The organism is Natrinema salifodinae, assembly GCF_900110455.1.
Taxonomy (GTDB): Archaea; Halobacteriota; Halobacteria; order Halobacteriales; family Natrialbaceae; genus Natrinema; species Natrinema salifodinae.
The window spans coordinates 1,057,099-1,080,199 of the sequence record NZ_FOIS01000001.1 but is presented as its reverse complement, the minus strand read 5'-3'; the positions used below and the strand labels follow the sequence as shown (position 1 = coordinate 1,080,199).

Sequence of the window (23,101 nt, the reverse complement as noted above, 5' to 3'; positions counted from 1 at the left end):
GCCGTACTTAGGTTGACCGAGTCGCCAACCCGCGCTCGGGCGTGAACGGACCGCATACGGTCGGAAATCGCCGACCGAGTTCGACGGTCGATCCGACCGCGCTCGCGGGTGCCGCGCGACCGCGTCTCCGTCGGATTCAAGACCCGCCCTCGCCAGCACCCGACATGGACAAACGTGAACGACTCGAGACGTACCTCGAGTCGAACGGACTCGACTCGGTCTGGTTCGCGCGCCCGAACTCCTTCGCCTGGCTGACCGGCGGCGACAACGTCGTCGATCGCGAGGGCGACGCCGGCGTCGCCGCGATCGGCTACGACGGGAGCGAGCCGACGCTCCTGACGAACAACATCGAAGCCGACCGCATCCTCGCGGAGGAACTGCCGGATCTCGATACGGACGAGATTTCGGTCGAGCGGTTCGCCTGGCACGCCTCGTCGCTTGCCGAGGCCATCGCCGACCGCGTCGGGAGCGACGAGCGGGCTGCCGCCGATATCGACGTCCCGGAGCTCGAGCGCGTCGACCCGACGGCGCTGCGCCAGCCGCTGACCGAACGCGACCGCGAGCGGTACCGCGATCTCGGACGCGAGACGGCCGCCGCCGTCGAGTCGGTCTGTCGGGAGCTGCGCCGCGAGGATACGGAACTCGAGGTCGCCGCAGCCCTCCGGGTCGCTCTCTCGGCCCGCGACATCGAGGCGCCCGTCGTCCTCGTCGGCGGGGCAGAGCGCGCTCAGCGATATCGTCACTACACGCCGACCGAGGCCGAAATCGGCGACTACGCCCTCCTCTCGGTGACCGCCGAACGGGCCGGCCTCCACGCGAGCTGTACTCGGACCGTCGCCTTCGATCCGCCGGCCTGGCTCGCGGAGCGCCACCAGGCGGCCGCTCGCGTCGAGGCGACGGCGCTCGCGGCGACGCGGGACGCGGCCACCGACTCGGAGAACACCAACGGCACCGCCGGCGACGTCTTCGCCGCCATTCAGGATGCTTACGCCGCCGTCGGCTACGAGGGCGAGTGGGAGAACCACCATCAGGGCGGGGCTGCCGGCTTCGCGGGTCGGGAGTGGATCGCCACGCCCGATCACGACGCGCCGGTCGAGGAACCGATGGCCTACGCCTGGAACCCGACGGTTCAGGGCGCGAAAAGTGAAGACACCGCACTCGTCACGGACGACGAAATCGAAGTGCTGACGGCGACGGGCCGCTGGCCGACGACGACCGTCGAAGCAGTCGACCGAGACCTGGTACTGGAGCGGCCTGCGATCCTCGAACCCGAGGAGTGACGAGCGCGACGGTGAGCGGGTGCGACTCCGGTTAGTCGTCCGGTTCGGAGCTTTCGGAGTCGAATTCGTCTTTGTCCGATTCGGACTCGGACTCGGATTCCGTGTCGACGGTCTCGATCTCCATGTCGTCCTCGAACTCGACGGGCTCGGCGTCGCGATCCGGGTCCGGTTCGGAGTCGGTGGCGGCAGCGGATTCGGACTCGTCGCCGATCGTCGGCGCGGTGTCGTCGACGGTGATCTTCACCGGTTCGACGTCCTCCTCGAGTTCGGCCGGGGACTCGCGGTCCTCCCGGTCGAGGACGCGGTCGAGCGTGAAGATGGTGTTCAGTTCCTGCTGGACCTGGTCGACGACGCCGCCGACGAGGTCGCTGGGCTGGATCGCCGTGTACTCGTAAGGATTGTTGCCGGCGCCCTCGTTGGCGCGTTTCTCCCGTGTGACGCGGCCCTCCTCGTGGAGCTCCGCCAGCGCCTCTCGGACGGTGCTGGGGTAGAGGCCAGTCCCCTTGGCGACCTCCTCGGAGGTGCTCCCGGGATTGGCCAGCAGGTACACGTAGATTTTCGCGCGCGTTTCAGTGTCGAGGATCCACGAGAGCAGGTCGACGATCCGCTGATCGAGCTCCTCGACCGCGGGGTTGCGGTCGGGCTCACCGTCGACGGCGTCGTCGGGTCCCTCGAGCGATTCGTCTCCGTCCCCCGCGTCGATTGGGCGCTCGTCGGTGTCGTCGGAACTCATGTGGCGACTCGTGCAGGACGAGGCTTCGCGCGGAGTTAAACCTTTGCGGCAGTCAGAAGTCGGACGAATCGGGGGTCGAGAAGATCGAGTGTTTCAGGCCGTCCGGCGGTCGGACGCTCACTCCGTCTGCAGGAACAGCGATTCACAGAGCGCGTCCGGCCCCACCTCTTCGAGCAACCGGCGCTGGCGATTCGCGCCACTTTCGCGCTCGTAGACGCGCTTGATCCCGTCGATCCCGAGCCGCTCGCACTCCCGGTCGACGACCTCGCCTAAGTCGACGGTGGACTCGAGGTCGCGGGAGATGAAGGAGGCGTCCTGCCCGTACCGAAGCGCTCGCCACTTGTTCTCGTCGAGCAGTTCCCGGCGGTGCCGGTAGCCGTCCGCGCCGTCCTCGTACTCCTCGGCTAACGCCTCGACCAGCGCGTGGGCGTACTCGACGAAGGCCATCACGACGTCCGGGTCGGCCTGGCCGTCCGGCGTGCGGAGTTCGACGGTGCCGTGGGCGGTGTGGGGGCGGACGTCGTACCAGAGTTCGCCGCGGTCGTTAATCGACTCCGTCTCGAGCATCCGGCGTTCGAACCGGTCGAACGCCTCGAAGTCCTCGAAATAGGTCGGCATCCCGGTGTTCGGCAGGGCCTCGAAGATCTTCGCGCGCGCCGATTGGAGCCCGGTGTCGAACCCGTTCCAGTACGGCGAGTTCGCCGAGAGCGCGAGCATGATCGGGACGTACCACCGCAGTTCGTTGGCGATCCAGACCGCCTTGTCGGCGTCGTCGACGCCGACGTGGACGTGGACGCCGGCGGTCGTGTTGCGGTGTTGCGGGTACTGGATCCGGTCGAGTTGGGCGCGATAGCGGGGTTTCTCGGCGTGTTCGAGTTCGCGCCACTTTGCGAGCGGGTGGAGTCCGGCGGCGGCGATCCGATAGCCGTGCTCCTCGGCGTGGTCGACCAGCGCCTGGCGGACCGCAAGCAGGGACTCGCGGGCGTCGCTCGGGTTCTCGATCAGCGGCGTCTGGGTTTCGATGACGAATTTGAACAGTTCGTGGTCCAGACGGTCCTCGAGGAGTTCGGGCGGCTCGTGCTCGTAGACGAGTTCGTCGGTCCCGCTGGTGGGGCGGCCGGTCTCGTCGACGACGAAACACTCCTCTTCGATCCCCAGCGTCCCCATGCGCGTAAACGATTCCCGCGACCCGCGTTCCATCGTGCTCCCCTTTTGGCCGCGGCGATAAATACGGTTTGGACTCGGAACTCCTCGGCCGGATCCAGCGCAACGGCGGCATCGCCCGACCGACGCGCTGGACCGGAGAGCTGAGCGCTCGTGCCCCGGCGGCCCGACGTACCGACAAGTTGCAAATTACTTTGGACCAGCCTTTTTCCGTCCGGCTATATACGCATGTAAGGTGTATATGACAGCGGGAAACAGCGTTCAGCGACAGCTATCGGCTCCGAAACTGCGCGTCGATCGGGAACGGCTCCGGCGAGGGCGACGAGGCAAACGATGAGCGCACCCGCGTCAAGCGAGCGGGGCCCAGTCCGCGGCTTTTTCACCCGCCTCGGCGACGTCGCGAGTGAGGTAGTCAAACGCTATCTGCCCGACGCGTTCATCTTCGCACTCCTGTTGACCTTCCTGACAATGGTCATCGCGGTCGTCGTCACCGACACCGGGCCAGGCGCCGTCGCGGCCCACTGGGGCGAGGGCTTCTGGGAGGTCATCACGTTCTCGACGCAGTCCACGCTGGCGCTGCTGACCGGGTGGGCACTCGCGGACTCGCCACCGGTGAAACGCGTCCTCCGGCGGATCGCGGCGGTCCCGGACAGCCAGACCGGGGCAGTGTTCGTCGTGGCCCTGTGCGGCCAACTGCTGGGGCTCTTTCACTGGGGCGTCGTCCTGATCGCCGGCGCGATCCTCGCGCGGGAGGTCGGCATCTCGATGGCCGAAAAGGACGTCGACGTCCACTACCCGCTGCTGGTCGCGGCCGCCTACGCGGGGCTGCTCCCGTGGCACCAGGGGCTGTCGGCCGCCTCGCTGTTGCTCGTCGCGACCGACGGCCACTTCGCCGAGGAGACGATGGGCGTGATCCCCGTCTCGGAGACGATCTTCCACCCGTTCAACCTGTTGTTGGTCGCCTGCGTGGTCGCGGTCGTCGTGGTACTGATGCCGCTGATGGCGCCCGAGCGGGAGAACGTCACGACCGTTCCCGAGGAGACGCTCCGGGCCGCCCGCGAGACCGCCGCCGACGGTGGGGAGGCCGAACCCGCGACCGCGGCGCCCCACCGACTGCGGGACTCGCGGCCGAAGGCCTTCCTGCTCGATAGCACCGCGATCTGTGTCGCCACCGGCCTGCTCATCTGGGCCTACCTCGGCCACCTATTCGCGACGGAGCCGTTCATGGACGTGCTCAACATCAACGTCCTCATCTCCGCGATGTTCGGCCTCGGCTTCCTCGCGCACTGCTCGCTGCGCAGTTACGTCGACGTGTTCCGCGAGGCGATCGAAGGGGCCAGCCAGATCATCATCCAGTTCCAGTTCTACGGCGGCATCATGGGCATCATGGTCTACTCGGGCCTGGTCGAATTAATCGCGGAGACCGCCGCCCAGCACGCGACCGAGACGACCTGGTACCTGCTGGTGTTCGTCTCGGGCGGCGTCGTCAACTTCTTCGTCCCCTCCGGTGGCGGCCAGTGGACCGTGATGGGCGAGATCTACGCGTCGGCCACGCAGCAGATCGCAGGCACCCGGATGAATCATATGCTGATCGCGTTCGCGATGGGCGACCAATGGACGAACATGATCCAGCCGTTCTGGGCCATCCCGGTGCTTGGGATCGCCGGGCTGACCATCCGCGATATGATGGGCTACGTCGCCGTCCTGTTCATCTTCGTCGGCGTCGTGATGGGCGGCGGCGCACTCCTGATGGGGGTACTCGGGTGATCGCGATGGCCGGCGACTCCCACTCCCCCGCCGACGCCGCGTCCGATTCGGATCCCGACGCTCGCGATCACGACACCGACGACCACACCCGCGACCGTCCCGTCGACACCGACGGCGGCACCCCCGCCGCGACCGGCCGCGATCTCGCGGCGACGACCGATGCCGACCGAACGCCGTTCGTCCCCGCCTTCGGAAAGTACTTCCCCGACTCGCTCGTCGCGGGGCTGCTGCTGGCGGTCCTGGCGCTGCTCGTCACCGCGCCCGTCCTCGACCCGCTGACCCAACTCGAACTGTTCGGCACCGGCTTCTACGACTTCTTCTCCCTGCAGATGTTCCTGCTTCTCTTCTGGCTGCTCTCCGCGACGGTCGTCGAGTCGCCCCGCGTCGGCGCGGCGTTCGACCGGCTCGCGGCCGTCCTCCCGACGAGCCAGCGGGGCGCGATCGTCGCGACCGCGTTCGTCTCGCTCCTGCTGGGCTGGCTCAACTGGGCGTTGGGCCTCATCGGCGGAATCCTCGTCGGCCAGGCGCTCTGTGAACGCGCCCGCGAGCACGGCACCGCGATCCACTACCCGCTCGTGCTCACCGGCGGCCTGTCGGCGCTCGTCGTCGCGAACCAGGGCCCCACCAGCCCGGGTGCGCTGTTGCTCGCTGATCGGAGCGGCCTGGCGAATGTCATGGCCGACGAGGTCGGGACCATCGCGATGTCCGAGTTCGTCCTCCATCCGGCGAACCTCCTCGCGAGCGCGGTCCTCGTGGTCACGATCCCGCTCGTTCTGGCCGCCCTGGCGCCGAGCGACGAGGCCGACGTCGCGGAACTCGACGAGCGAAACCGGATTCTGGCGGGCTCGATCGCCGAGACGCTCGACCACTACGCGCCGGCCCGCAGCGAGGAGTCGTGGGAACTGGGCGACCGCCTCGAGAACGCCGAGAGCATCAGCCTCCTCGCAGCCGCCGTCGGTCTGGCGTCGGCGGGGTGGCACTTCGCAACGGGCGGTGCCTTGACCCTGCCGTGGCTCGCCTTCACGCTGATGATCGTCGGCCTGGCGGTCCAGGGGCCGCCGATGGCGTTCAAGTCGAAGACCCGAGACGCGACGCGGTGGGCCACCCACGTGGCGATCCCGTTCCTGTTCTACGCGGGCGTCGTCTCGCTGCTCTCGGAAGCGGACCTGTACGGCCCGATCGGCGATGCCCTCGCCGCCACCGGCGTCCCCGCCGTCGCCTCGTACGTCGTCGCGTTCGCGCTCGGCCTGGCCGTCCCCGATCCGGGCTCGGTCTGGGTGCTCCTGAGCCAGGCGGTCGCGGCCGGCGGCGATCCGGTGCCCGCGCTCGTCGCGGTAATGTACGCGGCCGGCGTCTCGAACCTCTGGCTCGGGTTCCTGTTCGCCGGGATCCTCTCGATGGCGGGGTTCGACTGGCGCGAGTACGCGACGTACGCCGCGGTCATCACGCTGTACGTCTCGGCTGTCGTGGGCGGGCTCCTGCTGATCCTCTAGACGGACGAGAGCGGATTGCGGTCGCGCTCGCCGCGTCGCACCGATCGCGATTTCCCGAGCAGGGACGGGGGTCAATCGCCCCGAACGTCCCGCCGTCACGGCGTCATCTCGGCGTCCGATTGCGAGGCACCGAACCTCTCGGTGCTCACCGTGACCACACCGTCAGATCGCGAATCGTTGATCCGAAAACTGAACTCAGCTCCATCTTCGTGGCCCGTCCGCGCTCGAACGGTCAACGCTACTTCCACGTTCGACTACGGGTTATCCAGACTGTCGGCGATGAGACGACGATATTATAGACGGCCCGTACCGCTGCTTAGGCGAACGCCGTCTCTTCGTCCGGATCAATGTAATTCGGATACATATCCAGACGTTTGTACCGGATTGCGGAGTTGACATCGCCGTGTCCGAGGATCTGGAACGGTTCCGGTGGCTCCAGTCCCATTCGGACGAAGGAATCGCGTACCTGACATGCCAGGTGGTAGTTGATATAGTCCTGAAACTCGTCGAGTGATCCAGGGTTGACAACCGGCATCTCGATCCGGGTGTCCGGGTCGCGCTCGTAGGGATTCTCGACATCGGTCGTGTGGACGTTCCCAGCAGCGTCGCGGTACTGCATGTACACCGGCGACACTGCATCGACGTACAACCCCTCCGAAAGGTCCGCTTCTTTCTCGACCGCCAGCCTCCCGAGATCCTGACTGAAAGCGACCCAGTTGTTGAGGGTATTCGCAGAGAGGTCCGTCACGGAACGCTCCGAGAGCGAGCGATCGGGGCGGTCCAGTCCATAGGTGGCCGCTAACTCGGTGGCTTCCTCGTGCAGGTCCGTCTCGGTTGGATCGAGGCCCAGATAGACGTTCGTTCGATACACGACCGCCCGGTGATTTGCTGCCGCTTCGGGGATCTCGATAATTCGCTCACTGTCCTCGTAGTGGCTTCGCAGTTGCCAATACAGGTCCCCGCAGAGCTCCTTGAACTCGCTTCGCGGGGCTGCTCCGAGAGCAACGCGGGCCGCATTAATCCGCTCGGCGTGGTTTCGCCGCGGCCGTACCGTGTCGTACCCGCGCTCGAGATAGACGTAGTACTGGGCGAATTTTCGAGCCTGTGCGTTGTACTCGTTTTCTTCCAGCGTTCTATCGGCTACTTTGTCAGGATAGTTCTCACATTGGTGAGCGTAGATTTTTCCATTTTTCTTATGCATTTCTATTTGATGCTGAGCTCCGTTATTGTCGGAAATCCCTACACCGATATCAACATCGTCTTCACCAATTATTTTCCCATCCATGATCTCAATTTAGAATTTTGTATCGTCAATGTGCTCACTATTGTGCGCTCTCTCCATGGATTCTCCAAACGGGGAATTTCGCAGGAATTCTTCGACGGAAACCTGCGCTTCGACGAGTTTTTCTTTGACGGCATCCGGAATTTCGAGATCCGCGATCGTCTTGTTCCCCTTCTCGAAGAGTTTACCGTAGATCGCTTTTCCGATATCAGAGGCGGCTCCGCTAACGAATCCCGTAACGGCTGGGGCTGGGTTTCCGGTCATCGCTGACACGGTTGCCCCGATTAATCCGCCGACGGTTCCTTTTCCGGCAGATTTTCCGAGGAGATTTACCCACCCCTCGTCGGTTTCACCTCCCGTGGTGACTCCTGCTTCTATCTCATTGATTCGGTCTTGGTTATTGGTGATCCCCTCCTGATTCTGTCCGATCTGCTCTTGGAGGTCATCGATCTGTGCTTGCAGCGTTTCAGCCTTCTCCGCTGTGCGCTGGATATGCACGTTCGCCCCCATCCGATTGACAACCACCGGCCCATCACCCGACAGCGCTTCGGCCGCCGCTTCATCGGCTTCCCGTTCTAACTGCGGATCAGGATCGATCTCGAGATCGGCATTCGACTTCGGCATCATGCTGATCGCCGCACCGGTCTGCTGGCGGACGTGGGCCAACTCGTGGGCCAGCAGGAACTGCCCCTCCGGGCTCTTCGGTGCGTACTCACCGGAATTAAACACGATGTCGGTGCCGCAGGTGAACGCCTTCGCATCGATGGCGTCCGCTGCCTCGGCGGCTTTCGTGCCCGTGTGGATACGGACGTTCGAAAAATCCGCATCCATGCGCTCTTCGAGGGCGCGTTGGATCGGCATCTCGAGCGGTTTGCCACCCTGCCCGAGGACTTCGAGAACCGTGTCCGGGACGTCGTCTTTGGTCGTGTTGGTCCCGTTGAGAGCGCGCTGGATATTGTATTCGCTGGGCGTCGGTGCCGGCGCGGTCCCGCCGACGTCGCACGCTGCCATCGGGTTCCCGCCGTACAACTCGTCCGGATTCGGTCCGTGGACGTCGACCACCCCGGGCAGGTCGCTACTCGCCGCTTGCGCCTGCGACCCCGAGACCGTCCCGTTCGAGTGAGTCGCCGTCCGCTGGACTGGCGTCGACTCAGTCGCACTCTCCGACGATTTCGCTGCTCGCTTGCGTGTCTTCTTCGATCCCATCTACTGCCCCTCCGTTTCGGTCCGCTCGGTGACCAGGCGGAGAGCACTTTCCTGTCGAGGCATTTTAGAATTATTTTGATAGTATCAATATAATATTTTTCCATTTATCGACGGCTCTCGATCGGCGACCGGATTAGAACAGTCGGCAAGTCGCGGGCGACCGTACCGCGATCGCTACCAATCAGCGGACGGGAGGTCGAAACAAAGTGTTATTTATTTCTGAGATCACATTTCCCGCTATGTATAACCACTTCAGCGAGCGCCTTCAGTCCGAGTTCGATCGGCTGCAGTGGGTACTTGAACGAGCACAGGATCACTGCTCGCTGCTTGGAAGTGGACCGGAAGGACGTCGGCTCTCGACGGCAGGCGCGCGTATCCGTGCGCTCTCGGCCGACTGCACCGACACGAACGAATCGGCGGCATTGGCGTCATTTCACGAGGAACTCACCGCTCGCACCGAAAAAATCGACGCAAACGTCGAAGCCGCGCTCGAAACAGGTGTCGACCTCCGATTGGAGTCCGTCCGGCGCGCGTTTACCCTCTCTCGAGTCGAACTCGACGCCCTCCTAATCGTGCTCGCACCGACGTTTGACCGCCGCATTCTAACCAACTACGGATCGCTTGTCGGTCTCGACACGCCCACGTACCCGACCGTTCAGATAGTCGAGACGTTGCTCGCGCTCATGGCCACGGACGCCGAGACCGATCGGACGACCTCCCCTCTCTCCCGCAATTCTCCCTTGTTCAAGTACGCACTTCTCGAGCGAGCCGCCCACGATCCGTCCAGTCCCGAGAGCTACGATGTCTTGACCGTCGACGACCGCGTCGTCCGCTACCTCAAAGGTGACGACAGTCTCGGCCCCTCACTCGCCGCGGTCGTCACCGTCGAACACCACGACCGTACCCTCGACGACCTCGTCTTTCCTGCGGAGACTGCCGAAACCCTCGAGACCATCGACGGCCGCTCTCACGATGCCACGCCAACGGTCTTCTACTTCTCCGGCGAGGACGGTACAGGTACGAACCGACTCCCAGGCGCACTCACCGATTCCGAAACCCCCATCCTCCGCGCCGACGCTGCGGACATCTTTGCGGACGATGCCCTCGACCGCCGTCTCTGTCGCGAGGCCGCACTCCGCGACGCCGTGATCCACCTCGAAAATCTGGAAGCCGTCACCGACCGCGCCGACGGCCCGACTGTCGATGACGACGCGGACGGACCCACGATCACCGACGCCGACGCCAGCCCGACAGTCGACGAGCTCGTCGATCGCCTCGACGACGCTCCCGGTGACGTCTTTCTCACCCACACCGAACCCTGGACGCCAGGCGTCGATCTCACCGGTCACCGTCTCGAGACCTGCGAGTGTCCGTTTCCCGACTACGAGACGCGCCTGGCCGTCTGGGAGGAGTACAGCGCGGAACTTGCCGACGATTCGCTGTGTTCGACACTCGCAGCCGATTTCCGACTCCCCCAGCGCGATATCCGCCGAGCCGTTCGGACCGCCAGATACCTCTGTCGCACCGATGGTGCTGTCGACGACCGCGAAGACGCGGACGGCCGGGACGATGTCGAATCGAGTTCGACCGTCGAACCGTTCGCCCCCGTCGACGGTGCACTCACCCGCGACCACTGTTACGAGGCGTGCAAACGCTACTCGGCGAGTAGCCTCGAGGCGCTGGCCGACCCCATCGAACCCGGCTACACCTTCGACGACATCGCTCTCAACGACAAACCCAAAACGCACCTGAAGGAACTCTGCGGCCACCTTCGGTATCGCGGCCCGGTTACCAGCGAGTGGGGCTTTGGCGAACCAGGCGACCGCGGCGACGGCGTCGTCGCGCTGTTCTACGGCCAGCCCGGCACCGGGAAGACGATGGCCGCCGAGATCATCGCCAACGAGACCGGCCTTGACCTCTATCGCGTCGACCTCTCACAGGTGGTCAACAAGTACATCGGTGAGACCGAGAGCCGCCTGGCCACTCTCCTCGACGAGGCCGAACGCTCCAACGCTATTCTCCTGTTCGACGAGGCCGACGCGATCTTCGGCAAACGCGCCGAGGTCAAAGACGCCACCGACCGATACGCCAACACTGAGATCAATTTTCTGCTCCAGCGCCTCGAGTCGTTCGACGGCATCGTCCTATTGACGACCAACAAGGAGGCGGGCATCGACTCGGCGTTCAAACGCCGGATCGATCACGCGATCGAGTTCGGAAAGCCCCAGGAACGCATTCGGCGCGAACTGTGGCGCGACGCGTTCCCCGACGACGCGACCGTCGACACCGCCGACTTCGACTACGAGTTCCTCGGCCGGATCACGGCCACCCCTGCCGTCATCAGAAAGATCGCCAAGTACGCCGCCTACATCGCGGCGTCCTCCGCTCACGACGGCCGCCCGCTCGGGGACGGAACGGCCACCCTCGACGGGGTTACCATCACGTTCGATCACGTCATCCTCGCGCTTCAGTACGCCAGGGAAGCCGGCGGTGGCGGCTTTGAAGTCGACTTTCAGGAGTACGAGGACAAACGTCGCAGCTACGAAAGCGCCGGGGTCGAGCGCGACTGGCGAGAAGAACTCAGACGGACGTACGGGAACGGGTCCGCCGACGCTGACGAGGAGTGATCGGCGTCGAATCAGGTTGATGACCGCCACGAACCCGAATCCCGGTCGTCCATGTCCACATCCGGCGTCTCACCGTCCTCATCGCCGTCGTCCGCTTCGGACTCGGCCCCTTGCGATACCTGTACGTCACGCTCGCTGACCCGTTCGAACGGGGTCGACTGCGTCGAGGGTATCCGTACGGGCCGGACCGCGTAGGTCGCAGACGGGTGAAGCGGTAGCTCGGGAAAGGTAGCCCAAAGGTCGGTCAGTTCCGTCGGGTCCCGCTGCTCGAGGGTGACGGTCACCCGTTCGTCGCCCAGCGCGTCGGGGAGTTCCTCGGGCTCGATCGTTTCGGCATCATAGAGCGTCTGCATCGCCAGGCCCAGCAGCCGATGTTGGTCTAGCACTCCGTCCCTTCCGTCTTCGCCACTCGGAAACGCCATCAACAGGTAACGAAGTTCGAGACCGAGAGGGGATTTTTCCTTCCGGTTCTCGGAGACACGGGTCGTTCCGGTGTTGAGCGATCCGGTCTTCGAGACGCCGAAGAGGTAGATCGTAAGGCGGACCGTCGATTCGTCGTCGACAGCTGTCGGCGGGATCGGCTGTATTTGCTCTTTGTTCAACAGTTCGTCGTCGTTATTCCGCGCCAACCGGAGTCGAAGCAGCTTCAACAACAGGTTCGTCGTCTCCTGAATCGCAGTCGGTGCAGCCATTAGGTCTCTCCCTCCACGTATTCGTTCTGCCCACCGGTCTCGGAACCGACCGATCGACCGGGTGTGCGATCTACTTCACCGCCGGTACGATTTCCTAGTATTGCCGCTGACCCGTGGTCTGAGAGGCGCAATTCCATCATATTACTACTAGTCTCTGGGCCCGACGCTTACTCCGGGAGGCCGGACAGCTTCGAAAACTGCTCGTAGGTTAACTCGATCGACTCGATTGCCAGTCCCTGGTTAGTACTGACGAGATCGGGGCCACGCCACATCGTTGGGTAGGCGCGTTTAAACTCCCATCCCCAGCCGCTCTGGCCGTTGAAGCCATCTTGCATCTTCACGACGATGTTCTTTCGCGTCACGTTGCCGCTCATGACCTCCTGGATCCACTCCCAGAAGGAGATATCGTTCGTCATCCCGCGTTGCAACACGAGATTTGCGTGGGCGAAGGTTCCGGGAAGCGTGTGAACGTGGTCATTCACGCCGCCCTCCTGGTACTGGACCGTCTCGAGTTGCATGGTGATGCCAGAGACTTCGGCGAATCCAGCGACGGCATCGCCGTTGACCTGTACCTCGAAGTTGTACTGTGCGTATGGATTGTCTTCGCCCGTATACGGTGTATCTGCCATTGTCGTCCTTTTCTGAATGGCGTCGAATGCGGCCTAGAGGTCCTCCAGTGAATTTTGGAGTACGATCCCGTCACCGTCGTCGTCGAGAAGGCTGCCGCCCCCACCGCGATCGGGTTGGTGATCCGGAGCGACCGTCTCGTTCATTCGTTCGTTGATGTCACTGATCTCCTCGCACCATCGCTGTCGTTCCCAGTGGGGGAGTTCCAGCACTTCGTCGTGACTCCAACCGAAGTGGTAGGCGACGAACGCGACCTCCTCGAAGAGGGTATCGGGATCGTACCGCTGCATCACTCGGTCGGGTTTCCCGCTTCGACCTCTTCGATGTCGCCGTCGGTCGAGTCATCCGTCGTCGACCCAATCGTATCGAACGTCATCTCGACCCCATCGTCACCGTCGGCTGGGCGAAGCTGCGTCCCCGTTTCTGCGTCGACGTCGAACACGGTTCCGCAGTCCGGACAAGCCGTCTCGACGGCGTTCCGTCCGCGGTTGTTAATCCGTTCGTACATCGACTGCAGGTATTCGAGGTCAGTGACGAACAGGTTCTGAACGACCTGTTCGTCTATCGTTTCGAGAGACCCCAGCTCCGTTACAACGCGTGAGAGCAATACGATCGTCAGGTATGACGAATTGGATTGTACGCGCTGGTTTTTCAGCGGCTGGATCTCGTCGGCCGCTGTTGCAAGACGCATCCGCCCTTCCTTGTGGAGCGTTCCGTCTTCGTCGACGTATCCTCGCGGAAGCGTGAACTCGAACTCGGTCTGGAGTGGTTGCCCGGTCATAGATTACTGCGTTCCGTTGTGCGTAGTCACGGTGCGTTCGGCGAACGGTGTGGCGGTTCCCGTGTGGAGACAACCCGCTTCGTCGACCCGCCAGTCGTCACCGTACCAGTTGTGACCGACCGTGAACGCGCGGTTCGGAGCCATCTCCGAACGTGTCATACGTTCTTTCGTTCCATCTCTTCGAACTCGATCGTGTACGTTTCGACGGCGATCGCTTCCGCTCCGCCGCTCGCTTGCGCGTTGAGCGTCGGTGGCTCGTACTTGCGGATCCACGCGTTCGTAAATTCGAAGCGGAGAGCCGATTCACCCGTCTTGTCCTTCACGATGACGGCGATATTCTTTCGCGCTTCATCTTCGTTGCCTTGTTCGACGGCCTTCCGCCACTCGTCGAGGCGTTCGTTGTCCTCCTCGGCCCCACGGGCCAGTACCAGCGGCGAGTAGTGGACGTCGCCGAAGAGTTTCTTCGAGTGTTTCGGATCGTCTCCCTCGCGGTAGTCCTGTTGATCCGTCTCCTGGGTTGGGAGTTTGACTTCGAGGAAGCCGGGAATATCTACGCCGTCGAGTTCGACGGCGAACTCCGTGCTCGGAAGTGGTCCATGTTCTGGCATTATTGTGTTCTTGAATTTGTATGATATTGTTGTCGGTTAGATATCTATTGTATCGACGAGATGTCGATCGGAACGTCAGGCGTCTCCCGTGTCCTGACTGATCCGGAAGATGACGAATTCAGCCGGTTTGACCGGTGCAATGCCGATCTCGACGATTAGACGACCGTTATCGATGTCATCTTGCGTCATCGTCTCTTCGCCACAGCGGACGTAGAATGCCTCGTCCGCGGTCGAACCCTGCAAGCCGCCCTCACGCCAGACGGTGGTCAGGAAGTTCTCGGCCGATTGCCGGATGCGCGCCCAGAGGTCCTTGTCGTTCGGCTCGAAGACCGCCCACTGCGTTCCTTCGTCGATAGACTGCTCGATGAACAGGAACAGTCGACGGACGTTGAGGTACTTCCACTCGGGGTCACTGGATGTGGTTCGAGCACCCCAGACACGAATCCCGCGTCCCTGAAAGCTGCGGATACAGTTGATACCCTTCGGGTTGAGGACGTCCTGTTCTCCCTTGGTGATCTCGTGTTGGAGACCGACGATGTCGCGAACGACTTCGTTCGCGGGTGCCTTATGGACGCCGTGCTGGGCGTCGCTTCGAGCGTAGATGCCGGCGATGTGACCGCCTGGCGGGGAAAGCTTTTCGCGGTTCGTGACGGGATCGAGGACGGTGAGCCACGGGTAATAGTACGCGGCGTACGTGGAGTCGACCGGCGTTTCCATCTCCGAGACCGGGCCGGGATTCTGTGGCGCCTGCAGGATCGCAAACCGTTCACCCATGTTCTCGCAATGGGCGACGATCGCGTCCGTCAGACCGGTGACGTCGTTCTCATCGGGGGCACAGACGATCGAGAGATCGTCGAGGGCCTCGAATCCGGCCAGCCCGGTTCGCAGACCGGGCTGGTCGATTCCTTCGTAATCGCTCAGGGTGACCTCACCCTCCGCCTCGGGTTTCTCCGGTTCCTCCGTGACGACTTTGACATCGACCTCACGCTCTCCGGAACGGATCTCGCTAAGATCGTCAATGAGTTCGTCTTTGGAGGGATTACTGTCGGTTTCGAAGGGCTTCGCGAGCCCCCTGAGATCGCCGTAGTCCATCCCATCGAGGTCTTCCGGGATGTGAACGACGGTCTCCTCGCCATCGGTCTCGACGAGTCCGCCGTCCGAATACGCCGTCGGACTGCCACGGGTTAGCCACGTCAGTCCGTTGACGGGGCGGCCATCGTCGAGGTACTCGACGTCAACGAGCACCGAGTTGGCGACCTGTTTCTCGTAAAACTGGCTCGACTGCGGATCGGTCGACAGTCCGTCAAATAACTCCTCGACGTCCGGTGCTGGATCGGGACGATCGGAGCCTGGCTGACTGACTTCTTCGAGATCACACGACCAGTACCGGACGACCATATCGAACTGATCCGGACGCTGGCCGTCACGAACGACGACGGCGATGGAACTTCCCCACTCGCCTGGTCCGTTCGCTTCGACCTCGAGAATCTCGGTTTCGCTATCGTCGACGAGCGTCGTCGTCGCAGTGTCGTTCGGATCTGCAGCGGTGACGCGGCCGACATAACAGCGGCTGCCACCGTTTTTGAAGAATCCGTCGACGGCGACGTCGAGATGTGAGTGTTTCGGACTCGAGCCGTACAGTCGTTCGAATTCCGTGTAGTTCGTCACGAGCCGTGGCTTCACGGGGCCACGGTGGGTCTGACCGAGGAATCCGGCTGTGCTGGTACTGACTCCGTCGACGGACTTGCTCCCGCCGCTGACCTCTTCAACGTATACGCCTGGGGACTGATACTCTGGCATTTCTAATTTCCACCCACTTATCGTACTGTGATATCGCTGTTTCAAATTATTACAATATAAGTCTTTTTGATTAATATACACTTCAGCATTAGCAGCACGGATACCACGAGAGGGCACAAAACGCCATTTCATGGCATTAGAGGAGTCGCGGTTTCACGCGGGGTGGTGACTACCGGTCTCGAAGACTCGGTTCACGCTTCGGGGACGACATCGACGAGAATATCGAGGGAATCAGCAGCCTCGCACACTTGATCGTGGGCGTTAACCAATTCGAGCAAGGGTCCGTCCGACTCGATGGCCGCTTGAAGGTGCGAAACCGACTTCAGGTACCGTTCGAGGCTCTCTTCGGTAACGACCCGTTCGAGGGGTTCACCGAGCTGAATCAGGCGATCCATGAGTGTTGAGAGTTGCCGCCGGTATGCGTCCTCTCGATCGGTGGTCGTATAGAATCCGTCTCGGGATACCTCGGCGATTTCGCGCGCGAGTCGGGATCCTTCGCCCGAGTACGGTTCGAGACGTTCGCTCAACGTCTCGAAAAAGCGCACGCGATCTTTTATCGTCTTTCGGAGAACGTATCCGGCCAACAGATCACGTTCACGTTCCAGTTCCTCGACCGTCTCTTCCATCGCGTCGAGTCGTCCGATGATACCGCTAAGGTCGTCCGGGCGCTCCTCGACCTGCTCCTGTACCGGCGTCCGGTGTGGATTGTCGGTGTCAGCGAGGTGGTTGACGAGTGCCGCAAACAGCATGTCGTGGTCGTACACGTAGGAACGACCCGATCCGTCCTCCGCCGGCGCCCAGGATCCGGCGGACGTTCGTTCGAATGCACCCAGATAGACGGCCGGATCCGTCTCGTCTGCCGTTCCGGAACGATGTCGGTCGTGGTATCGTTCGGCGATCGTTCTGGCGACGGTCTGTGGATCCGCGGCGTCGAAATCGAGGTCCGAAAGATCGAGATTCGGTGCCGTCGTCGCCGTCGGGTCCTCCGGCGACTCCTCGCGATGGGTCAGTTCGAACACTTCGACATCGCGGTTCGGAACCGCCTCTTCATCGATCGCTCCGTCGGTGTCGGGTACCGGAACGGTTTCGACGGCGGTCTCGCTGTACCGGACGAACAGGTGAAGTTCGTCGCCCGAGGGAGACGGGAGCGATTTCGTCGTTACCTGTTCGACGACGATCGGTCTGCCGTGCCCATCGAGTGCGAGACCGGCGTCGATGGTTACGTCGAGGCCGTCTTCGGTCTCCGTAACGGACTGGATCTCGAGCCCGTACACGATGCCCGTGCCGTCGATGTATCGGTTGAGCGTTTGTAGACGGTCGGCGTGATACGTTTGCTCGGCCTCCATGTCGCGCGGCGTCATCAGCTTGCCCTTAAAAAATCGGTTTTTCTCGAACTGGGAAAGACCTCTCGCGTCGCCGTTGTAGTCCGCGTCTCGGGTCATAACAAATCGGGTACATGTGTACACTGGCGACTTTTTACATAAATTGTTCGATCGGATTCTGATAGAAGAAAAATGGGAGAGAAACCAGACCGACGACACGCCCGTGACTGCCCGTCTCCAGTCGCCGTTTATCGACGCTCCCGTTCGATCGCTCGCGACGTTTAGCGACGTCTCGTCGATCGCCGTCGATACCGGATTCGGGACTGTTCATCGGTACGGAGTTGGCTCCGCCGCGGGACCGTCGCGTTCGAGGCTCGAACAACGCGTCGTTCACCGCCGAGTACGAGCGGGCGGACTGTATCAACGGTATCACGGCCCCGGTACGACCATCGACTGGTCACGCCTCGCGCCTGGCCACTCCGGTGAATCGTCTCAGTCCGATGCGCCCTCCGAACCGCGGTTCGCCCAGTCGCCGTAGAGATACGAACGCTCGTAGCCCGCACCCGTCACGGCGTCGCCGATGACGACCAGGGCGGAGGCCCGATACCCCGCTTCCTCGACTTTGTCCGCAATCGTCTCGATCGAGCCGACGATCACGTCCTCGTCCGGCCAGGAGGCGTGGTAGATCACCGCGACCGGCGTCTCGGGGTCGTGATCGTCGTCGAGCAGCCGATCCATCGTGTCCCGGACGGCGTGGGTCCCGAGGTAGATGCAGGTCGTCACGTCGCCCATCTCGACGAAGTCGGAGATGTGGTCCTCCTCGGCGCTCAGGGTCTTGCCCTGGGGCCTGGTGAACGCGACGTGGTTCGAGACCTCGTTGAGCGTCAGTTGGGTCCGCAGCGTCGCGCTGGCCGCAAAGGCAGACGTGACGCCGGGCACGAAGTAGGTCGGGACGCCCTCGTGTTCGAGCGCGTCCATCTGTTCGAGCGCGGCCCCGTAGATCGCGGGGTCGCCGCTGTGGAGGCGGACGACGTCGTCGCCGTCCTCGTAGGCGTCCCGCATCAGGGGAATCAGCTCCTCGAGGTCCTTGCCGACCGAATTCACCAGTTCCGCGTGGCCGCAGTACTCGTCTAACAGTTCGCTGTTGACCAGCGAGCCCGCGTGGACGACCAGGTCGGCCGCCTCGAGCAGTTCCTTTCCGGCGACGGTCAGCAGTCGCGGGTTCCCGGGGCCAGCGCCGATGAAGGGGATACCCTCTTGCTCGTCGCCGGCGCTGTGTTCGAAGACCCGATCGTCGAGGTCCTCCCGGCGGTCGCCCTGAGAGTCGATCGCCGCCTGAGGATCCGGGGTCGGGTCCGACGACGCGTCGTCGGTCATCGATTCCCTCCGCGGCCGCGGTGCTCCCTGCCGTCGCAGTCGCCGCCTTCGCACCCCTCGGCGCGCTCGAGGGCGGCGAGTTCCTCGTCGCTCAGCTCGCGGCCGCCGTCGGAGCGCAGCTCCGACTCGGTACCGGTACGTTCCGTTTCGAAGGCCGCCGTCGCCGGCTCGACCTCGAGGGTTTCCTTCTCGGCGTAGGCGAGCGTGTAGTAGTCGCGCTCGTCGATCTCCGCCGGGTCGTCAGTGACGATCGTCTCGCCCTGCTCCATGAATAGCCGGCGGCCGTAGGTCACGTCGTAGCCGGCCTCGACGAGTCCCTCGTGGGTCGCCGGCGCGTCGGTGACCTTGAACAGGATCATCCGATCCGGCCCCGTCGGGCTCGCGCCGGCGGCGGCCTCCCGTAAAGAGAGGCCCGCGCCGGCCTCGATCTCAATCCCCATCGCGGTCGCGAAGGCCGTCACCGCGCTCACGCCGGGGACAATCTCGAGGTCGACGTCGGAGTGGAAGGCGTCGATCGTCCGGTGCAGGTGACCGAACGTCGAGTAGACGTTCGGATCGCCCAGAGTGACGAAGGCCACGTCGCCCTCGCGGGCCTTCGGCGCGACCTCCGCGGCGGCCTCCTTCCAGGCCCGCCGCAGTTTCTCCTCGTCTTTCGTCATCGGAAAGTCAAGATCCCCGATCTTCCCCTCGTCGACGTGTTCGAGGGCGACGGTTCTGGAGAGGCGGCCAGGCGAGTAGACCACGTCGGCGCGCTCCAGAACGTCCTTCCCGCGGACGGTCACTAGGTCGGCTTCGCCTGGGCCGAGGCCGACGCCGTAGAGGGTCATCGCTGGGCACCTCCGAGCGTCGTATCGTCGCCGACGATGTGGCCGCCGTCGGCGGCGACCGTCTCTCCGCCGTTCTCGTCGTCGCCGTCCGCGTCGGGCGTCGCGCTCCCGACCAGCATGTAGACCGGGTTATCCGAATTAAAGCTCGTCGCGCCGGCGAGCTCGTAGCCGTGGCTCACCTGAAACTGGACGACCTCCTCGAGAATGTCGCGCTCGCGGAAGGCCTCGGTGGCCTTTCCGGCGACCTCGAGCCGCGAGACGTTCATCACGATGCGGTCGACGTCGGTCTCGACGGCGTGGTCGAGGACCGCCTCGAAGTTGCGGCTCCCGCCGAGAAACAGCGCGTCGGCGTCGTCGGGCAGGCCCTCGGGCGCCTCTGCGTTCCGGAGTTCGACGTCGGCCCGAATCGAGTCCTCGTTGGCGGCGAGGTTCCGATCGGTCGTCTCGAGGCGTTCGGCCTTCCGCTCTAGGGCGGTCACCCGACCCGCTCGCTGTGCGGCTTCGATCGTAACGGCCCCCGTACAGGAGCCGACCTCCGCGAAGTGGTCGTCCGGCCCGAGCGCGAGCTTCGAGCGGACGACGGCCCGGACCTCCGACTTCGTCGGACCGGCCTTCGCGTCGTGGGGCAGCGCGATGGGTGGCATCACCCGGTGGAACAGCGGCCACCCCTAAAACAATTTTGTTTGGGGTAGGACAACTGTGCTTGCTCAGGTGAGGTTGAGGGAGCACAACAGTAGTTGTCGAAGGACGATGGACTTACGCCCGAACTGAAAGAACGGCTGGAGAATCGCTGTCGTGAGTTCGCGAGCGGAAATCGGACGCGGATCGCGGCGAGGACCAAGCGACGGTGACGGCAACGGCGGACGGTCGGCCGTCGCTTACCGCCGTCCGATCACTTCCGCGGCGGCTCGACGCGTTCGAGGAACCGATCGAACGCCCCGCTCTCGGGGTGGACGTGGGCGTACGTGCCCAGCGACTCGTACTCCGTGAGGCCGTCGTGCTCGCCGTCGATGCCGTCGCCGCGAACGGTCTCGAACGCGAAGCGGGCATCGCTGTCGACATCGGCGCTCGAGTAGTGGAACTCGTGGCCGCGGACGGTCTCGCCGGTGTCCGCAGTCAGGGACCCCTCGATCGCCTCGAGTTCGACGTGATCGAGCGCCTGGTACCGGTCGTGCATGGTCACGTCGGCCGGCAGGATGCCGGCCATCTCGCTGCGCTCGCCCTCGGCCGTCGTCAGCGATCGGCTCATCGCCATCAGGCCGCCGCACTCCCCGAGGACGGGTACTCCCTCACTCGCCAGGTCGCCGAGTTCATCGAGCGTGCCAGCTGACGCGAGGTCGTCGGCGTGGAGTTCGGGGTAGCCGCCGGGCAGGTAGACCCCGTCGCAGTCGGGGACGGGGTCGCCCGCGACCGGCGAGAACGTCGCCAGGTCGGCCCGCTCGCGGACCCGCTCGATCGTCGCCGGATACCGGAAGCAGAAGGCGGCGTCGCTGGCGACGGCGACCGTGGCGTCGACCGGGTCGGCGGGGACGCCGGTCGACGGTTCCGTCTCGGACGCGGGCGGTTCGCTCGCGACCGCGGCTAGGCGCTCGGGACGGAGCGATTCGGCGGCCTCGCGGAGCGCGTCGGTCGGCAGCGCCGCCTCGTCGCCCATCTCGAGGCCGAGGTGGCGGTCGGGAATTTCGAGGTCGTCCGACGGGGGAATCCGTCCGAAGTACTCGAGGTCGTCGGGCAGGGCGTCGCGGATCCCCTGCTCGTGGCGGCCGCCGTGGGCGCGCTGGGCGACGACGCCGACGACCTCGATATCGCGGCCGATGGTGTCGGCGTAGTTCTCGAACCCCAGGGCGGTGGCCGCGACGCTTTCCATGCCGGCCTTGGCGTCGACCACGAGGACGACAGGCAGATCGAGGGCCTCCGCGACCATCGCAGTGCTCGAACCGTCGCCGTCGTACAGTCCCATGACCCCCTCGACGACGCAGATATCGCCCTCGCCGCGGCGATAGTTGCGTCGGAGGCCGTCTTCTCCCTCGAGCCACAGGTCCAGGGTTCGGGAGGGGCGGCCCGCGATCGCCTCGTGGTGGCTCGGATCGATGAAGTCCGGCCCCGCCTTGGCGGGCTGGACGTCGTAGCCGGCGTCCGCCAGCGACCGGATGATCGACAGCGTCGCGACCGTCTTCCCGACGCCGGAACTGACGCCGCCGAGGACGAATCCGTTCATCATTGTGCTTGCGTTTCCACAACTGAACTTGAATCCGTCGGTCAGACTAGTGTCTCGCTGGACCGAAACCGAATTGGGGGCCGTCACCGTTCGGAAACCCGACACCGATGAGCGACGCGACGACCGCGACCGAGACGATTCCCGCACTGAAAGAGCGCGCCGGCGTGGTCAACGCCTTACTCGACGGCGCACAGATCGTGCTCGTCCGCCACCCCACGCTCGACCCGGGGACCATCGACGGCCGATTCGTCCTCTACCCGGCCTACAGCCACCAGGCGCCCGAACGCTACCAGGCCAGATACGAGGACTACTACCACCAGGCGAGCGCGAAACCCGAGGCGGGGGTCCCGATCCGCGCCGTCGCTGACGTTCGCGAGGAGTTTAGCGTCCCGACGGCGGACCTAGACGCCCTCGCCCGCCACTACGTCTACACGCCGGCGGGACTCCGCGACAAGTACGATCCGGACGACGAACTGCGGGTCCTCCTGCTCCGCGTCGCCGAACTCGAGACGCCGCGACTCGTCGAGGAACGGGGATCCTATCGGGGCTGTCGCGCCTGGATCGGCCTGGCCGACGACGTCGAACTCGATCTCGCGTTGACGACGCCGATTCTCGACGACGCGACCTTCGCCGAACGTCGAGCGGCGGTTCGCGACGTACTCGAGTGATCCCGCGGACGTCGCTTGTTCTCAGTGCTATCCGCGGACTCAGCGGGTGCTCGATGGGCGCTATCGGTTCGGCTCCGCCGATCAGAACGGTGCGGTGAACTGGGGTCGGTTGCGGGACCGAGCGCGGAGTCTCGTGACCGCGACGAACGCTCCGAGGACGAGGACGCTGACGAGGGCGCAGCGGCAGATCGATCGGACCGATCGCGACGATTCGTCGCTCGTTTGCACGCCGTTTGGAGTTGCCATACGCTCGGTTCCACGACGTTGGCCTTATAATCCGCTCTTGCTCGAACGGATCGAGCGTGCCGCCGACTGCATCACCTTCCGCTCCCCCTTCCTCGGATTCTCGCGGTGACCGGCTGCTAACGCACCTCGGGTTCGGATATAATCACTTCGTCGTCGGTGATCTCCTTGATCTCGTCCGCGGCGATGTCCCTGTCGTGTTCGCTATCGCCGTCGCTCATCATATCGATGTAGATGTTGTCCTCGTCGATTTCGGCAACGGTCCCGATCTCCTGTCCGTTATCGGTGGTGACCGATTTCCCCAGGAGGTCCTCGGTGAGTTCGACGGTCATGGTACGCGAACCGTGACCGGCAGTGCGAATAGAGATACTGCCTGCGATCGCTCG

General features: G+C 63.9%; 23 protein-coding genes. 5 read left to right on the top strand and 18 right to left on the bottom strand.

Translation table 11 applies throughout. The annotated features are described in order from the left end of the window. Window positions 1-164 precede the first annotated feature (164 nt). Window positions 165-1,280, top strand: coding sequence for a M24 family metallopeptidase (locus BMY29_RS04980; protein ID WP_049990486.1), 1,116 nt, complete (start codon window positions 165-167; stop codon window positions 1,278-1,280). A 31-nt stretch (window positions 1,281-1,311) separates the two neighbouring features. Here BMY29_RS04980 and BMY29_RS04975 read toward each other — a convergent pair whose 3' ends face one another. Both BMY29_RS04975 and BMY29_RS04970 read right to left on the bottom strand, forming a co-directional pair. Further along, window positions 1,312-2,013 (bottom strand): helix-turn-helix domain-containing protein, encoded by a 702-nt coding sequence (locus BMY29_RS04975; protein ID WP_049990487.1) that lies wholly within the window; start codon window positions 2,011-2,013, stop codon window positions 1,312-1,314. A gap of 117 nt (window positions 2,014-2,130) precedes the next feature. Continuing rightward, entirely contained in the window at window positions 2,131-3,213 is a 1,083-nt protein-coding gene (locus tag BMY29_RS04970; RefSeq protein ID WP_049990488.1) for a glutamate--cysteine ligase, read from the bottom strand. A gap of 297 nt (window positions 3,214-3,510) precedes the next feature. Here BMY29_RS04970 and BMY29_RS04965 point away from each other — a divergent pair, with 297 nt between their 5' ends. Then, window positions 3,511-4,944: a short-chain fatty acid transporter gene (locus tag BMY29_RS04965; protein ID WP_049990489.1), complete on the top strand. Its 1,434-nt coding sequence runs from the start codon at window positions 3,511-3,513 to the stop codon at window positions 4,942-4,944. A 5-nt stretch (window positions 4,945-4,949) separates the two neighbouring features. Beyond that, the gene (locus tag BMY29_RS04960; RefSeq protein WP_081985468.1) at window positions 4,950-6,437 is read left to right on the top strand and encodes a TIGR00366 family protein; all 1,488 of its coding nucleotides are present in this window, start codon (window positions 4,950-4,952) and stop codon (window positions 6,435-6,437) included. A 316-nt stretch (window positions 6,438-6,753) separates the two neighbouring features. Here BMY29_RS04960 and BMY29_RS04955 read toward each other — a convergent pair whose 3' ends face one another. Further along, the gene (locus tag BMY29_RS04955) at window positions 6,754-7,722 is read right to left on the bottom strand and encodes a DUF7958 family protein (RefSeq protein WP_049990490.1); all 969 of its coding nucleotides are present in this window, start codon (window positions 7,720-7,722) and stop codon (window positions 6,754-6,756) included. 9 nt (window positions 7,723-7,731) lie between these two features. Continuing rightward, window positions 7,732-8,730, bottom strand: a complete 999-nt coding sequence (locus BMY29_RS21390) for an eCIS core domain-containing protein (RefSeq protein WP_244887442.1) — start codon at window positions 8,728-8,730, stop codon at window positions 7,732-7,734. 434 nt (window positions 8,731-9,164) lie between these two features. Here BMY29_RS21390 and BMY29_RS04945 point away from each other — a divergent pair, with 434 nt between their 5' ends. Continuing rightward, window positions 9,165-11,552: an ATP-binding protein gene (locus BMY29_RS04945; RefSeq protein ID WP_049991908.1), complete on the top strand. Its 2,388-nt coding sequence runs from the start codon at window positions 9,165-9,167 to the stop codon at window positions 11,550-11,552. 11 nt (window positions 11,553-11,563) lie between these two features. On the opposite strand, the gene BMY29_RS04940 is transcribed toward BMY29_RS04945, so the two are convergent. The 12 genes from BMY29_RS04940 to BMY29_RS04885 all read right to left on the bottom strand — a co-directional run bounded on the left by BMY29_RS04940 (window position 11,564) and on the right by BMY29_RS04885 (window position 21,804). After that, window positions 11,564-12,244, bottom strand: coding sequence for a Pvc16 family protein (locus tag BMY29_RS04940; RefSeq protein WP_049991907.1), 681 nt, complete (start codon window positions 12,242-12,244; stop codon window positions 11,564-11,566). 167 nt (window positions 12,245-12,411) lie between these two features. Next, a complete protein-coding gene (locus BMY29_RS04935) occupies window positions 12,412-12,873 on the bottom strand; it encodes a CIS5 family contractile injection system inner tube adaptor (RefSeq protein WP_049991906.1) in 462 nt (153 codons plus the stop codon). A gap of 33 nt (window positions 12,874-12,906) precedes the next feature. Then, a complete protein-coding gene (locus tag BMY29_RS04930) occupies window positions 12,907-13,164 on the bottom strand; it encodes a DUF6760 family protein (protein WP_049991905.1) in 258 nt (85 codons plus the stop codon). Continuing rightward, window positions 13,161-13,652, bottom strand: a complete 492-nt coding sequence (locus tag BMY29_RS04925; RefSeq protein ID WP_049991904.1) for a hypothetical protein — start codon at window positions 13,650-13,652, stop codon at window positions 13,161-13,163. Before BMY29_RS04925 ends, BMY29_RS04930 begins: the two co-directional genes overlap by 4 nt. A gap of 3 nt (window positions 13,653-13,655) precedes the next feature. Continuing rightward, window positions 13,656-13,811 carry a hypothetical protein gene (locus BMY29_RS20930; RefSeq protein WP_173424949.1) on the bottom strand — a complete coding sequence of 52 codons (156 nt, stop codon included), beginning with the start codon at window positions 13,809-13,811 and terminating at the stop codon, window positions 13,656-13,658. Beyond that, window positions 13,808-14,260, bottom strand: a complete 453-nt coding sequence (locus tag BMY29_RS04920) for a CIS1 family contractile injection system inner tube protein (protein ID WP_049991903.1) — start codon at window positions 14,258-14,260, stop codon at window positions 13,808-13,810. Before BMY29_RS04920 ends, BMY29_RS20930 begins: the two co-directional genes overlap by 4 nt. A 75-nt stretch (window positions 14,261-14,335) precedes the next feature. Then, a complete protein-coding gene (locus tag BMY29_RS04915) occupies window positions 14,336-16,060 on the bottom strand; it encodes a phage tail sheath family protein (RefSeq protein ID WP_049991902.1) in 1,725 nt (574 codons plus the stop codon). A gap of 191 nt (window positions 16,061-16,251) precedes the next feature. Beyond that, window positions 16,252-17,502, bottom strand: coding sequence for a CIS13 family contractile injection system protein (locus BMY29_RS04910; protein WP_049991901.1), 1,251 nt, complete (start codon window positions 17,500-17,502; stop codon window positions 16,252-16,254). Between the two features lie 372 nt (window positions 17,503-17,874). Continuing rightward, window positions 17,875-18,759 (bottom strand): cobalt-precorrin-4/precorrin-4 C(11)-methyltransferase, encoded by an 885-nt coding sequence (locus BMY29_RS04900; protein WP_049991899.1) that lies wholly within the window; start codon window positions 18,757-18,759, stop codon window positions 17,875-17,877. Continuing rightward, window positions 18,756-19,586, bottom strand: a complete 831-nt coding sequence (locus tag BMY29_RS04895) for a cobalt-factor II C(20)-methyltransferase (protein WP_049991898.1) — start codon at window positions 19,584-19,586, stop codon at window positions 18,756-18,758. The genes BMY29_RS04900 and BMY29_RS04895 overlap by 4 nt, the downstream gene beginning before the upstream one ends. Continuing rightward, window positions 19,583-20,230, bottom strand: a complete 648-nt coding sequence (cbiT, locus tag BMY29_RS04890) for a precorrin-6Y C5,15-methyltransferase (decarboxylating) subunit CbiT (protein WP_049991897.1) — start codon at window positions 20,228-20,230, stop codon at window positions 19,583-19,585. The genes BMY29_RS04895 and cbiT overlap by 4 nt, the downstream gene beginning before the upstream one ends. A gap of 248 nt (window positions 20,231-20,478) precedes the next feature. Then, window positions 20,479-21,804 (bottom strand): cobyrinic acid a,c-diamide synthase, encoded by a 1,326-nt coding sequence (locus tag BMY29_RS04885; protein ID WP_049991909.1) that lies wholly within the window; start codon window positions 21,802-21,804, stop codon window positions 20,479-20,481. Window positions 21,805-21,911: 107 nt separating this feature from the next. On the opposite strand from BMY29_RS04885, the gene BMY29_RS04880 reads away from it, so the two are divergent. Continuing rightward, a complete protein-coding gene (locus tag BMY29_RS04880; protein WP_049991896.1) occupies window positions 21,912-22,472 on the top strand; it encodes a DUF1802 family protein in 561 nt (186 codons plus the stop codon). 81 nt (window positions 22,473-22,553) lie between these two features. Here BMY29_RS04880 and BMY29_RS20925 read toward each other — a convergent pair whose 3' ends face one another. Both BMY29_RS20925 and BMY29_RS04875 read right to left on the bottom strand, forming a co-directional pair. Then, entirely contained in the window at window positions 22,554-22,718 is a 165-nt protein-coding gene (locus BMY29_RS20925; protein ID WP_160290124.1) for a hypothetical protein, read from the bottom strand. Window positions 22,719-22,834: 116 nt separating this feature from the next. Next, window positions 22,835-23,047 carry a DUF2171 domain-containing protein gene (locus BMY29_RS04875; RefSeq protein ID WP_049991895.1) on the bottom strand — a complete coding sequence of 71 codons (213 nt, stop codon included), beginning with the start codon at window positions 23,045-23,047 and terminating at the stop codon, window positions 22,835-22,837. Window positions 23,048-23,101: the final 54 nt, after the last annotated feature.